This is a genomic window from Chitinophaga sp. XS-30, assembly GCF_008086345.1.
Taxonomy (GTDB): domain Bacteria; phylum Bacteroidota; class Bacteroidia; order Chitinophagales; family Chitinophagaceae; genus Chitinophaga.
In genome coordinates, this window is sequence record NZ_CP043006.1 from 3,467,169 (window position 1) to 3,481,063 (window position 13,895).

Genomic DNA, 13,895 nt, shown 5'->3' on the forward strand with positions numbered 1-13,895 from the left:
AGCACCTAATTAACCCATATGTTATTGGATGGTCTTGATGGCATTTTTTCATTATATGATTGATGGTAAAGCATTTCAAACGGTTTATTTTGTTGTACCTTTGTCCGAATTATATACAAAACATGGTAAAAATCGGGGAATACAACATTTTAAAGGTAAAAAAGGAAACAGATTTTGGCGTCTTTATGGATGGGGGCGACCAGGAAATACTGCTTCCCAAAAGGTATGTGCCCAAAGGCACACGGCCCGGTGACGAGCTGGAAGTATTCCTTTATCACGATTCGGAGAACCGCCTTATTGCAACAACAGACCGGCCTTATGGCGTGGCTGGCGATATTGTGACCCTCAAAGCGGTAGATGTGACCGAACAGGGGGCTTTTTTGGACTGGGGCTTGATGAAAGACCTTTTTGTACCGCTCTCCCAGCAGCTTAACCGGATGCATAAAGGGCAGGAATACCTGGTGCGGATCTATATTGATGCATTGACCGGCCGCATCGCCGCTACGGAAAAGATCGATGCCTATCTCAGCAACGAGGAGCTGACCATAAAAGAAATGGATGTGGTAGACCTGATCATTTACCGCCGTACAGACATCGGCCTGGTGACGATCATCAACAACAAACATACCGGCATCCTGCACAAAGCAGACCAGGTGAAGACCTATGATATCGGTGAACGCCTGAAAGGCTTTGTGAAAGCTATCCGGGAAGGCAACAAGATAGATGTGGTACCGGGTCAGGCCGGATATAAAAAGGTGGAAGACGAAGCCGGCAAGATATTACGGCTGCTGCAGGAAAATGATGGCTATCTTCCTTATCACGACAAATCCGATCCGGAAGAGATCGTGGCTTTCTTCGGCATGAGCAAGAAGACTTTCAAGATGACCACCGGGGCATTGTACAAGCAACAGAAGATCGCATTTACCCAAACAGGCATTCAGTTGCTGGATCAGTGATAATGAGGGAGGTTTCCCGTAAAAAATAAAATTGGCAGATGAAATAACATTCCATCAGCCCCGTAGAGAATAAAAATGAACTGATGAAATAACATTCCATCAGCCCCGTAGAGAATAAAAGTAAACTGATGAAAGATTATAAAAAGCACTATGTCATTCCCGCACCACCGGAAGATGTGTTCCGCGCACTGACACTCCCGGCCACCATTCAGCTGTGGTCTGGTGAAAAGGCCGTTATGAGCGCAACACCGGGCACCGAGTTTTCCCTGTGGGATGGCAGCATAGAAGGCATGAACCTGGAGTTTGAAGAAGACCGGAAGATCGTGCAGCAATGGTATTTCGGGGAACAGGAAGAAGCCTCCATCGTTACGATCATCCTGCATCCGCATAAAAAAGGCACCTCGGCGGAACTGCGGCACAGCAATATCCCCGATGAAGATTATGATAACATTACCGAAGGCTGGAATGAAGCCTATTTCGGCGCATTGATCGATTTTTATACGGAATGAGGACGGCAACTATTACTGAACTGAAAAAGGAGCTGAACACTGTTCCCCCGGCAGAACTGGTGGAGCTTTGCCTCCGCTTGGCCAAATTCAAAAAGGAAAGCAAGGAACTGCTCACCTACCTGTTGTTCGAGGCGCATGACCTGGACGCTTATATCGCTTCCGTGAAGGAATTCATCGACCTTGAATTTGCATCCCTGTCCACCTCGCATCTTTATTACACCAAAAAGACCCTGCGCAAGATACTCCGCATCACCAACAAGCACATCCGTTTCACCGGCTCAAAACAGGCAGAGGCGGAATTGCTGCTGTTCTTTTGCGAAAAAATGCGGCGCTCCGGTATCAAGCTGGATAACAGTGTACAGCTTTCCAACCTGTATTTCCAACAGCTTCGCAAGATCGAAAAATCAATAGCGGCGCAGCATGAAGACCTGCAGTACGATTACAGGAAGAAGCTGGATGCGCTGACCTATCCCTGAGGGCTTACGATGACCATTCAAAAATGATCAACGGCATTGGTCAATCCGTCCGCCAGCATCCCGCGATCCGCGCTGTTTGCGGCATACGGGGTCCTTTTCAGGTGAAGTGCGGGAGGAAAGTTTTGCTAATTTTACCCCGATGACCACCTCACTGCCCGCTCCGGAAACGATTTATACAGATGATCAGGGAATACAATCCAAAGTCCGTTGCCTGGAATATCAATGGAAGGACACCCATGTGTTCGCTACGGAATCCCGGCAGGAGAAGCCTGTGCGGTATGCAGAGAAACAGGACACTCCGTCTCTCTGCATGTACTTTTCCCTCGAAGGCACAGGTTCTGCCGTAACAGCCAGCCGCCGTGAAGACCTCCAGGTAGCGGGCAACCAGCATGTACTATGTTATACGCCGGATTTCGACGGGTATTACCTGGTGGAAACGCCGGTCACCCGGAATTTCGGCATCGATATCGGCCCCGCTTTCTTTGAAAGGCTGCTATCCACCGAACTGGATTGCCTGTTGCGGCTGGGTGACAAGATCGCGAGAGGACAGGTGGCCGATCTTTCTCCCTGGCCCATGCCCATTACACCGCAGCAGAAATGGGTGATCCGGGAAATGATCCATTGCGGTTATGAAGGGCATATGCAACAGCTTTTTCACGAAGCGAAGCTCATAGAGCTGTTCCTGCTACAGGCGCAGCAAGCGGAAGATCTTATGGGCCGGAAGCCGCTGCAGATCAAACCGGCGGACATCGAAAAGCTCCATGCCGCCCGCCAGTTCGTTACCCTCAATATGTTTGAGCCCATTTCCCTGCAACAGGTGGCCCGCGCCGCAGGCCTGAACGATTTCAAACTGAAGAAGGGGTTCAGGGAGCTGTTCGGCAATACCGTGTTCGGATACCTGAATGAACTGAAGATGAATCACGCCAGACGCCTGCTGCAGGACGGCGGTGTATCCGTAGGGGACATTGCTATAGACCTCGGGTATAGTGAACCCCAGAATTTTACAAAGGCCTTTAAACGGTATTTCGGATACACACCGGGAGAAGTGAAGGGGTGAGGGTTGTACTCCGCCCACCACTGATCAAAATCTTCGCTTTCATATCAGAATAATCCCTATGTTTAAAATATGAAAAGCATACTCACCATCGCCCTCATCCTGGGCAGCACCCATCTCTTCGCGCAGAAAGCGCCTGCCACCCCGGCTGAAGACAAATCATCCGGCGGAAAGAGCCGCACCCTGAGCATCGATACCTCGGTGGAGACCACGCACGAAGCGACCATCCGCGGCCAGAAGGTCCCCTACAAAACCATTGCCGGCACCCTGCCGGTATGGGACGATGAAGGCAAGGTCATCGCCGGTGTATTTTATACTTATTTTGAAAGACAGGGCGTGGCGGACCGCGGCACAAGGCCACTGGTATTTTCTTTCAATGGCGGGCCGGGCACGGCTTCTGTGTGGATGCAGATCGGTTATACCGGCCCCAGGGTGCTGAAGATCGATGATGAAGGCTATCCCGTGCAGCCATACGGCATGAAAGACAACCCGCATTCCATCCTCGATGTGGCCGATATCGTGTATGTAGATCCCGTGAATACCGGCTTTTCCCGCCCCGCTAACAAAGACGTGCCGGGCAGCAGGTTTTTCGGGGTGAACCAGGACATCAAATACCTCGCGGAATGGATCAATACTTTCCTTTCCCGATATAAACGCTGGGCTTCGCCCAAATACCTCGTTGGTGAAAGCTACGGTACCACCCGTGTTTCCGGGCTGGCACTGGAACTGCAGAACGCGCAATGGATCTACCTGAACGGGGTAGTGCTGGTGTCGCCTACAGACCTGGGCATCGAACGCACTGGCCCCGTAAGCGCCGCGCTGCGTCTCCCTTATTACACCGCCACGGCATGGTACCACAAGGCATTGCCGGCCGATCTGCAGCAGAAAGAACTGACCACGCTTTTGCAGGAAGTGGAGACCTTTACCATAAAGGACTATATCCCCGCGCTGGCGGAAGGCGGTTTCATCAGCGAGGCAGAAAAGAAGGCGATTGCCGGCAAGGTGAGCCGCTATGCCGGTTTATCAGAACGGGTGGTCATGCAGCAGAACCTGGACATTCCCACCAATTTCTTCTGGAAAGAATTGCTGCGCGATCGTGGTTATACCGTAGGCCGCCTGGATTCCCGGTACCTGGGCATCGATCGTAAAGATGGCGGCGAGCGGGTGGATTTCAATGCGGAACTGACTTCCTGGCTCCATTCCTTTACGCCCGCCATCAACATTTATCTGAGAGAAGAATTGAAGTATAAGACCGATCTGAAATATTATATGTTCGGCCCGGTGTTCCCCTGGGACAACCAGGGCAACCGCACCGGCGAGAACCTGCGTCAGGCTATGGCCCAGAACCCCTACCTCCATGTGCTGATCCAGAGCGGGTACTACGATGGCGCCTGTGATTACTTCAATGCCAAATACAGCATGTGGCAGCTGGACCCCAGCGGCAAAATGAAAGACCGCCTTTCCTGGGAAGGGTATCGCAGCGGGCACATGATGTATCTCCGCAAAGATGACCTGGCCACCAGCAATGACCATCTGCGGGAATTCATTTTACGGTCCATTCCCAAAACAGGGCAGGCCGCAAAATATTGACAGGAAGAGTTTTGAAATGTCCCGGTATCCTGAAAGGTGCCGGGATTTTTTATACCTGCTTTTGTTAAGATTTTGTAAAGATTGTTTTTTGTTTTTGTAACTTTAATCTGCATCAGCGCAATAGACAGGCCGTAACAACCAACTGCCTGTTGACGACAGGAAAAACAACTTGTCATTACAATGTCATTTAGCGGAAGAGGTATTTTTAAGTTATCCGCAAAGGTGATAGATTAGGAGTATTGTTACATCATACACCCAACAGAGAAGACCAGATCAGATCGCGAGAAACGCCAAATTGTATTGTTTGAAATGAGGGACTAGCTACTCAACTTTTTGGAACAGAAAAAGAAACTCACCAGTAAAAAGAAAACAGAAAAAACTTCACCAGTAACGAAACCAGAAAATCACCAGTAAAATTCGAAACACTTCCGAGAGGGAACAAACACTGTGTTGACCGAAACCGAAAGGACGCTAAATCGATTTTGTGAGGATGTTCCGGCTGACCCGGACGCCGGCAGGATACCCTGCGCGAATGCTTGATGAAAAGGGGCGGCAAACACACCAACAGTTGAACACATTGCTAAAGCTGCCTTCGGGCGGGAAGGAGAAGTATTGCCTTGGCGGCAGTAAAACACCAGCGTAAAGCAACATATCAGGCTTGTAAAAAATTGCCATCCGTGGCGAACGGGAGAGTATTGCCTTAGCGCAGCGAGGCAACATGTAACAGATCATATATCAGGCTTGTAAAAAAATGCCATCCGTGGCGAACGGGAGAGTATTGCCTTAGCGCAGCGAGGCAACATGTAACAGATCATATATCAGGCTTGTAAAAAAATGCCATCCGTGGCGAACGGGAAAGTATTGCCATAACGGTAGCAAAACAGTGCGCCGCAAGTGGCATAACAGGCTTGTAACAGGTATCATCTGTGGACGCACGGCTTTTATAAAACGCGACAACATATAACACATCACATATCACGCGTGTAAAAAATTGCCATCCGTGGCGAACGGGATATCTATGCCCTGACGCAAAATTTCCGTGTCCAAAGAACAACATATATGCAGCCGGTATAATTAAAATGATCGCTAACACACAGTAGATTTTTTAATCGTCAAAGGTTTCATCCGGCCTGTTAAAATTAAATATGAACATATGAAAGTAAACAGCTCCTGACCAACAAACATTTTCCTTACCAATTCAACAACGACAACCAAAATTTAACAGTATGTGTAAAAAAATGATCTACCTGATGTTCCTGCTACTGCTATCCTTACAGGGGATGGCGCAGGAACGGAACGTTACCGGCACGGTAACGGACAAATCCGGCAATCCTCTGCCGGGCGTAACTATTATGGAAAAGGGGACAACCAGCGGCACTGTAACAAATGCCGAAGGCAAATTCGCCATGACGCTCAGAGGGTCTTCCGGCGTGCTGGTCTTTTCCTTCATAGGCTTTAACAGCAAGGAAGTGGAGATTGCCGGCAGATCCATCCTTAACGTCACCCTGGAAGACAATCAGAAGATGCTGCAGGACGTGGTGGTGATCGGATACCAGGAGGTATCCCGCCGGAAGAATACCGCCGCAGTGTCAACGGTAAAAGGAGAAACGATCGCGAACCTTCCCGCGGCGAGTGTGGACATGATGTTGCAGGGCCGCGTCAGCGGGGTGAATGTACAGAACTTCTCCGGTGAGCCGGGTGTCCGCAACAGCCTGGTGGTGCGTGGCAATACTTCCGTACTGCGGGGGTACGACGAAGCCCGCGCGCTCAGTTCACCCTTGTATGTGATAGACGGTATCATCACCACCACCAACGATCTCGGTGCGCTGGAAGGGAATGGTACCGGTACCAACGTTATCGCCGGCCTGAATCCCAACGACATCGAATCCATCGACATCCTCAAAGATGCCTCCGCCTCGGCGATCTACGGTTCCCGCGGCTCGAACGGTGTGATCATCATCAAGACCCGCCGCGCCAAAGTAGGGAAACCGGAATTCAATTTCAGCACCTACATGGGCATCGCGCAAAAGCCCAAACTGGTGGAGACCGTGATAGGAGCGCAGGAGCGCAGAATGAAACAGGATGTGCTGTTCCTTTACAACGGATATGTAGATAATGAATACCTGCCCATGATGCTGACGGACAGCCTCAATCCCGCTTTCAATAATGCTACCGACTGGCAGGGGATGTTCTATAAGACCGGTATCCTCAATAACTACGATCTCTCCGTAGCCGGAGCCACTGAATCGGTGAATTACCGCTTAAGCCTCGGCCATTACAAAGAAGATGGTATCGTCAAGAACACCGGTTTCAAACGTTATTCCATCCTGGGTTCTGTAGGAGCTACCATAGCGCCCTGGCTGCGGAATCAAACCCGCTTCAGGCTGGGCCGGACGGACCGTCCGCGGAGCATCAACGAACGTACCGGCAGCTTCTTCGCGTTCAGCACCTATACATTGCCTTCCTCTTTTTATGCGTTGACGGATGAAAGCCGGGAATACCTGCTGGGGAACAATAACCGGGTGGACAAGAACATCGATAATGATCTCCAGTTCAGTACCACCTTTACAGCAGATATCCTCAAAAACCTGCACTTCAACGGTACGGTCAATTATCAGACAAAGACCTCGAACCGGGATTATTACCAGCCATCCGTGGTGCGGGACAACGGGCAGGGATTTGCCTCTTCCTTCGCCTCAAAATCTGAATACATCACCGCCTATGCTACGATAGACTACTCCACAAGTTTCGGGGAACACACCATCAATGCCCTGGCCGGCCAGAACATCGAATATACCATGTACCGTTCCAACTACGGGGAGGCGGACCTTATCCCCAATGACTACGTGTGGCGGGTGATCGTGGCGAACAAGAATTATTCCTATACAGAAAGCCAGATACAGGAAACCGGTCTGCAAAGCCTGCTAGCACGCCTGAACTACGACTATAAGGAACGTTACCTGTTATCTGCGGTATTTAACGCCGATGCCTCTTCCAAGTTCGGCCGGGACAGCCGCTGGGGCTTTTTCCCCTCCGTTTCCGTCGGATGGATCGCAACGGATGAGCCGTTCATGCAGGGGAAAGCCGGATGGATGAACTTCCTGAAATTCCGCGGCAGCTACGGTATTACCGGGAACCAGCCGGAAAGCAATTACCTGGGTTATAACAACTACACCGTCAACAGCGCCGGATTTAACGGCGCGGGTGGAACGACCTCCTACAACGGTACGCCGGTGATCACCCCGGATTACTATGACGGGATCGCACAGCGTAATCTCTCCTGGGAAGAATCGCGGCAGGGAAATGTGGGTGTGGAAATGGGATTGTTCAAAGACCGGGTACGCCTGGTAGCTGATCTGTATAGCCGGAATACCACCAAAGGTTTTTTCAACTACCTGCTGCCGAACGCCAGCGGATACACGCAGGCACAGACCAACGCTATCGGCCTGCGGAATTCCGGACTGGAGCTGACCCTCAATACCCGCAACCTGCCTGATCGCAGTACCCTGAAATGGGTGACGGACTGGACCTTTTCCTACAACAAGAACGTGATCACTGCATTGCCGAACGGCGGCCGAAGTATCGTATTCAATTATAATACCGGGGTATATGGACTGGATTACCTGCTCTCCGTAGGTCTCCCTGTAAATCAGTACTATGTATTCGAATTTGCCGGGATATACGCCAGCCCGGAAGACATCCCCTACAACTTCCTGACGGGCCAGCCGATGAAGAACTTCGTAGGGTGGGACTATCACGAAGGCGACCCTATCCTGATAGACCAGGACGGGAATTTCGACCTGAAAGAACCGATGGACCAGATCATCGGCGGCGATCCCAATCCTAAATTCTATGGCGGTATCCTCAATACTTTTGTCTGGAAGAACTTTTCCCTCAGCTTTTTCCTGAACTACACTTTTGGCCGCGATATTATGAACAGCTACCTGAACCGCCGCCTGGAATACCTTTTCGAGGCCACGGGCAATGGCGGTGAGCGTCAGTTGATGCAAAGAGGCATGATGGATATTTCCAAGCTCAACTACTGGAAGAAAACCGGTGATATTGCCGATATACCAACACTCTCCCTGGTGAATGGTGAGCGTTCCCCTTATCGTTTTTTTGATAAAAGCACCATGTATATCGAGGACGGCAGCTACCTCCGTGTAAAGAACGTTACGGTGGGGTATAACCTTGGCCCTGAACTGCTCAGAAGGCTCAAGCTCACGCGCCTGCGGTTCTACGGGATGATCGACAACCTGTACACCTTCCAGCGCTCCACTATTCCGGATGCGGAAGCGGTAAACGCCTACGGCGTATATACGGGAGATGGATACCCGATCCCTGCAAAATATACCCTGGGGCTGGACTTCAGCTTCTGACACAAATCCGATTGTTATCTGTTAAACTGAAAGATCATGAAACGTTTCAAATATATCATACCCATTTTGCTGGCAGGATGGTTCCTGGTAAACAGCACGGCCTGCAACAAGGTGCTGGAACTGGAATCCAAGGAAAATCCCTCCAGCGGCAAGTTCTGGAAAAACCAGGGGGATGCCCTTGCCGGGCTCCTGGGCGGTTATTCCCTGCTGCGCGATGCATTGACGGATGAGAACCGCTATTATGTTTACGGCGATGTGCCGGCCAATACTTTCCGGATCACTTATTACTCAGATTACGCCATCCACCAGCTCCGCGAAGGCTCTTTTGACGGTGTGTACTACGGATACCTGGAGAACCTGCAGAACTGGACGAAATTCTATAAAGCCATCGCCCAGGCGAACCTGCTGATCATGAAAATACCGGACATCCCGGAAGCAACGTTCACATCCGGCTACAAGGACTATTTCCTGGGAGAAGCCTACTTCCTCCGGGCCTTCAATTACTTTTTCATCTCGAAGGTATGGGGAGATGTGCCATTGGTGCTGGAAGCAGTAGAGGATGTTGATGACGCGAAAAATTACGGCAGGGAAAAACAGGATATCGTATTGGCCAAATGCCTGGAAGACCTGGATTCTGCTGTAGCACTGCTGCCGCAGATGCCGGTCAATACATCGGACAGGGGAGTGCGGGCTACCCAAGCCTCCGCGCTGGCATTGCAGGCACATATTTACGCCTGGATGAAGAATTATGAGAAATGCGAGGAGGTAACACGGGACCTTGTGGCCAATCCCGGCAGCTATGGGTTGACTTTCGTTACGGATTCCGCACAGTATGAAGCCATCAGTGTAGGCCGCTCTACGGAAGGCATCTTCGAGATCAATATCAACTATGAGCAGAATGAAGGCTCATCCCAAGGCATCGGTCAGAAAACGCTGTATGCACCATACCTGGCTACGAGGGAGCCGGGCAGCAATCTTGAAGGAGTGCCCTGGCTGGTGCTCCGCGAAACCATGAACAGGCTGTTCACCCCGGATGACCTGCGCAGGAAAATATGGATATTCGAAGATCCCATCGCGCAGGATATGCTCATGCTGCGGAAATACGCCAAAGTATATTACCGCGATGGCGATGAGCGCAGAGATCCCCGCTATTCCAACAACATCATCATCAACCGTCTCTCGGATGTCATTCTCCTGCGTGCCGAAGCGCTGTATATGAACGGAGATGAGCCGGGCGCCCGCACACTGGTGAATATGACCCGTAACCGCGCCGGTATCGGAGACGTAGACCCGGGCATCACCGGCGATGGATTTTTCCGTGAACTGGTGTATGAACGTCAGCGGGAACTGTTCGCGGAAGGCCATGCTTTCTGGGACCTGCTCCGTACCGGAAAGATCACCGATTTCAATTCCATTTTCAACGGCGCGCTTGAACCGGGGCATACCGCCTATGGCCGTAATTACTGGCCTATACCCAGAGTATTGTTCAAAGACAACCTGCTCATGAAACAAACGCCTTACTGGAACGGCAGACTCTGATCATCTTAAAAACTGACATCATGAAACGTATCATAAAATGGCCGCTTTTTGCATTGTTGATCTTCTCTTTTGCTTCCTGCAAAAAGAATGACTACCTCGTGGGCGGAGACCTCCACAACCCGCAATTCAACGGCACCACTTACGAATACCTGCAAACGAACCCGCTGTTCGATACCCTGCTGCTGCTGATCGACAGAACAGGTTTGCAGGAAGAAGTGAATGCCGCAGGCAGCACTTTCTTTGCCCCTTCCGATTATTCCATCCAGCATTACGTGAAAAAGGTGGTGCAGGCCAGAAAGCGACTGGAAGCGAATGACGAGAACCTTGTGTTCGAGTTCAGCGAGCTTGATTTTGACCTGCTAAAGGATTCCCTAAGGGCCTACCTTTTCCCCGAAAAGATCGAGCGGACCGGGCTGACGGAAGATGGCGCATTCTTTTCCGCCAAAGATGGTGAAGAAAGGCATATCTCCCTGCGGGACGATCCCACCGGCGAATACCAGACCGGCGGGCTGACCATCATCCCGCAATACATCTATTTCTCAAAGGTGATCGGCACCGTTGATCCTATCGACAATTCCGATATTCCGGAAGCGGAAAGGGACACCCGTATAGTTGCGCAAACCACTGGCATCCTGACCACCAACGGAGTGCTGCATGTGCTGGCCAACTCCCACATCTTCACCTTTGCCACCGAACCTAAATAAACGATCATGACCACAAGTAACATGCATAAAAAGATACACCGGGGCATACTGGCCAGCCTGTTCATCCTGGCCGCCGCCGTTTCCTGCAAAAAGATCCCGGTAGGGTATATCAGCGACCAGATACGCTATGTGAACGATACGTTCCGCGTGCCCAGAGGTACGAATTATAGAGCTGATCCGAAAGCATTCGAACTGGATGGTTCCAATTACCCCATCAGCGTGAAGCTGCTGGAAGTGAGGGACCTGGCTACGGGAAAACCCACAACCCTTTTTTCCGAAGAGAAAGAGGTGTATATCTGGACCGCGCTTTTCAATCCCGATACAGATACCACGGTGGAATTGCTGAACCTGAAACGGGAGAAAAAAATGGTGCCGCCGCTGGAGATCGTGGAGAAGTCCGGCCAGTTGATCTTCAACGAGGGTTCTATCAACATTCCCACCGGCAATTATTCGTTTGATGTGCAGGTGTCCAACGGCAGCGGCACCAAAACTTTCCGCGATATATCGGTGATCCAGATACTGGATCAGCCATTCCGCCAGGAGGGCGCGCCAGGCTGTGCCTATTTCATCGACGGTACCAATACCTATGGGGACCTTGCCATCCCGGTAATGACCTATCGCAAGGTGTCCGACGAAGGGTACCAGGTAAGGCTCAAGATAGTGGACAAGAACGGTGTGCCCTTCAATCCCAAAGCCGGTGAGCTGATCCGCCGCGGTGACAGGCCGACATTTGAGACCTATGCCAAATTCAACCCGGTAGAATATACGGACACAACGATGGTCTGCAATTTCGAGTTGACGCCTTTTCCTATACTGGAATATCCAGGTTATGGATACCTGATGTATTACCGCATTCCCAGCGAGTTTGCTACAATAGACCCAGGCATAACGCCTACGGAGGAACCGATCTACAACGTGAATCCCCGTTTTGCGTTCCGCCTGTTGGTAGCGGGTACTTATGAGGTAACGATACAAATGCCGCAGGTGACCAGAAAAGCGTAGAAAAACCCTGAATAATGGTGGCGGGAAGTGAAAGGCTTTCCGTCACCTTTTTTATTTACACTGCCTCTTTATACCGCCTCGGGAAATCCTCTTTTCTTGTCAGCACCAATGGCCCGCCGCAGTTTGATCAGTTCTTCAGCGATGATTTCCCGCCTCGGATGGTCAGCCATCCCAGTTTATTTTGCCGTTAGCACGCAGCACTTCTATGATCACATAAATAGCGTTTGAAATGACGGGATAGTCATCCAAAAGATCAGTGATAGACGTTGCTTCTACAAATTGTACGGCATAAATGTGACCATTGATGGTCTCAAATTCATAGGTCACATTTGGTTTTGCTGGAAGGAATCCTGGTTTGATTGTGAAGTTGTAAGGGCTAACCAAACAGGTTGAGTTTTTTTCCAGGTTTTAAAATTGCTTACATCACCGCCTTCGCGCAGGAACTTGCGGAGCAACTCCTTTTCTAGGCGAAGCGTCTTTAAAAAAAGGATCGCTTTTTTGTTTTCTGGTGATATAATTGTTACCGTCATATTCATAACACCACTAAATTAGGATGTTTTGCTAAAACAGAAAAATATTTTAGCAATTATTTTTTCGACCTCCTCAAAACAACGTCAGCTGCGGACTTTCAGCATTTTTACCTTCATCAAAATTAGATAGCGTGATCCCCAGCAAACGTATTTTCACATCATCCGGCTCCGTTTTCAGCAGCAACTGTTTCGCCGTTCCTGCGATCGTTTCAAGATCGCTGACGGGGTAGGGGAAAGACTGGTTGCGGGTGATCTGCCTGAAATCACTGTACTTGATCTTCAGCGTGACTGTCCGTCCTTTCAGATCATATTTTTTCAGACGTTCCGTGACGGTTACAGCGATCTTGTCCAGCTCCGCATTCATTTCCTCTACGGTGGTAAGATCATACGGAAAGGTATCTTCCGCGCCCAGTGATTTGGTTTCCCGGTGCGGTTGCACTTCACGCTCATCGATGCCGCGAACGATCCTGTAGTAAAAGCGGCCGGTTTTTCCGAAGTGCTGCACCAGGTCATTCTCTGTCAGCTTTTTGAGATCGGCGCCGGTATGCAGGTTCATCCGTCTCATTTTTTCCGCGGTCACTTTCCCTACACCAAAGAATTTCTCTACCGGCAGCTTTTCCATGAATGATTCCACCTGTTCCGGTGCAATAAATGTCAACCCATCGGGTTTCTGCATGTCGGACGCGATCTTGGCCACGAATTTATTGACAGAGATACCCGCCGAAGCGGTCAGCTGCAGTTCCTCACGGATGGCCTGTTTGATCTGCTGGGCAATGGCGATGGCGGAGCCGATCTGCAGCTTGTCTTCCGTCACATCCAGGTAGGCTTCGTCAAGGGAAAGCGGCTCTATCAGATCGGTGTACCGCCGGAAAATTTCCCTGACCTTTTGGGATGCCTCGCGGTATGCGGGGAACCTGGGGCGCACGAATATCACATCGGGACAAAGCTGCTGCGCTCTTTTGGAAGGCATGGCGGAGCGGATACCGAACCTGCGTGCCTCATAACTCGCCGTGGCTACCACGCCGCCACGCCCTTCCGGAGAGCCGCCTACCGCAATGGGCTTGCCCCTGTATTCCGGGTTGTCGCGCTGCTCTACCGATGCATAGAACGCATCCATATCTACATGAATGATCTTCCTGACAGGCATGTATGCAAT

11 protein-coding genes are annotated in these 13,895 nt (G+C 50.7%); 9 read left to right on the forward strand and 2 right to left on the reverse strand.

What is annotated here, in order from left to right:
- The first annotated feature begins 122 nt into the window (after positions 1 to 122).
- The 9 genes from FW415_RS14200 to FW415_RS14240 all read left to right on the forward strand — a co-directional run bounded on the left by FW415_RS14200 (position 123) and on the right by FW415_RS14240 (position 12,209).
- Positions 123 to 956 (forward strand): S1 RNA-binding domain-containing protein, encoded by an 834-nt coding sequence (locus tag FW415_RS14200; protein WP_148386121.1) that lies wholly within the window; start codon positions 123 to 125, stop codon positions 954 to 956.
- 128 nt (positions 957 to 1,084) lie between these two features.
- A complete protein-coding gene (locus FW415_RS14205; RefSeq protein ID WP_148386123.1) occupies positions 1,085 to 1,465 on the forward strand; it encodes an SRPBCC domain-containing protein in 381 nt (126 codons plus the stop codon).
- Positions 1,462 to 1,941, forward strand: coding sequence for a hypothetical protein (locus FW415_RS14210; protein WP_148386126.1), 480 nt, complete (start codon positions 1,462 to 1,464; stop codon positions 1,939 to 1,941). The genes FW415_RS14205 and FW415_RS14210 overlap by 4 nt, the downstream gene beginning before the upstream one ends.
- A gap of 139 nt (positions 1,942 to 2,080) precedes the next feature.
- A complete protein-coding gene (locus tag FW415_RS14215) occupies positions 2,081 to 2,998 on the forward strand; it encodes an AraC family transcriptional regulator (protein ID WP_148386129.1) in 918 nt (305 codons plus the stop codon).
- A 69-nt stretch (positions 2,999 to 3,067) separates the two neighbouring features.
- Entirely contained in the window at positions 3,068 to 4,585 is a 1,518-nt protein-coding gene (locus tag FW415_RS14220; protein WP_148386131.1) for a S10 family peptidase, read from the forward strand.
- 1,226 nt (positions 4,586 to 5,811) lie between these two features.
- On the forward strand, positions 5,812 to 8,964 hold the full coding sequence (locus FW415_RS14225) for a SusC/RagA family TonB-linked outer membrane protein (protein WP_148386133.1): 3,153 nt from the start codon (positions 5,812 to 5,814) through the stop codon (positions 8,962 to 8,964).
- Between the two features lie 36 nt (positions 8,965 to 9,000).
- Entirely contained in the window at positions 9,001 to 10,503 is a 1,503-nt protein-coding gene (locus tag FW415_RS14230; protein ID WP_148386136.1) for a RagB/SusD family nutrient uptake outer membrane protein, read from the forward strand.
- A 20-nt stretch (positions 10,504 to 10,523) separates the two neighbouring features.
- Entirely contained in the window at positions 10,524 to 11,207 is a 684-nt protein-coding gene (locus FW415_RS14235; RefSeq protein ID WP_148386138.1) for a fasciclin domain-containing protein, read from the forward strand.
- 6 nt (positions 11,208 to 11,213) lie between these two features.
- Positions 11,214 to 12,209: a DUF5007 domain-containing protein gene (locus FW415_RS14240; protein ID WP_148386141.1), complete on the forward strand. Its 996-nt coding sequence runs from the start codon at positions 11,214 to 11,216 to the stop codon at positions 12,207 to 12,209.
- Positions 12,210 to 12,532: 323 nt separating this feature from the next.
- Here FW415_RS14240 and FW415_RS14245 read toward each other — a convergent pair whose 3' ends face one another.
- Positions 12,533 to 12,745: a hypothetical protein gene (locus tag FW415_RS14245; RefSeq protein WP_148386142.1), complete on the reverse strand. Its 213-nt coding sequence runs from the start codon at positions 12,743 to 12,745 to the stop codon at positions 12,533 to 12,535.
- Between the two features lie 67 nt (positions 12,746 to 12,812).
- Complete coding sequence (dinB, locus tag FW415_RS14250) at positions 12,813 to 13,886, reverse strand: DNA polymerase IV (protein WP_210420694.1); 1,074 nt, start codon at positions 13,884 to 13,886, stop codon at positions 12,813 to 12,815.
- Between the last annotated feature and the right edge of the window lie 9 nt (positions 13,887 to 13,895).

Coding starts and splice junctions, on each gene's coding strand:
- FW415_RS14220 (WP_148386131.1), top strand. CDS start 3,068: ATGAAAAGCATACTCACCATCGCCCTCATCCTGGGCAGCACCCATCTC.
- dinB (WP_210420694.1), bottom strand. CDS start 13,886: ATGCCTGTCAGGAAGATCATTCATGTAGATATGGATGCGTTCTATGCA.
- FW415_RS14215 (WP_148386129.1), top strand. CDS start 2,081: ATGACCACCTCACTGCCCGCTCCGGAAACGATTTATACAGATGATCAG.
- FW415_RS14200 (WP_148386121.1), top strand. CDS start 123: ATGGTAAAAATCGGGGAATACAACATTTTAAAGGTAAAAAAGGAAACA.
- FW415_RS14210 (WP_148386126.1), top strand. CDS start 1,462: ATGAGGACGGCAACTATTACTGAACTGAAAAAGGAGCTGAACACTGTT.
- FW415_RS14240 (WP_148386141.1), top strand. CDS start 11,214: ATGACCACAAGTAACATGCATAAAAAGATACACCGGGGCATACTGGCC.
- FW415_RS14230 (WP_148386136.1), top strand. CDS start 9,001: ATGAAACGTTTCAAATATATCATACCCATTTTGCTGGCAGGATGGTTC.
- FW415_RS14205 (WP_148386123.1), top strand. CDS start 1,085: ATGAAAGATTATAAAAAGCACTATGTCATTCCCGCACCACCGGAAGAT.
- FW415_RS14245 (WP_148386142.1), bottom strand. CDS start 12,745: ATGAATATGACGGTAACAATTATATCACCAGAAAACAAAAAAGCGATC.
- FW415_RS14235 (WP_148386138.1), top strand. CDS start 10,524: ATGAAACGTATCATAAAATGGCCGCTTTTTGCATTGTTGATCTTCTCT.
- FW415_RS14225 (WP_148386133.1), top strand. CDS start 5,812: ATGTGTAAAAAAATGATCTACCTGATGTTCCTGCTACTGCTATCCTTA.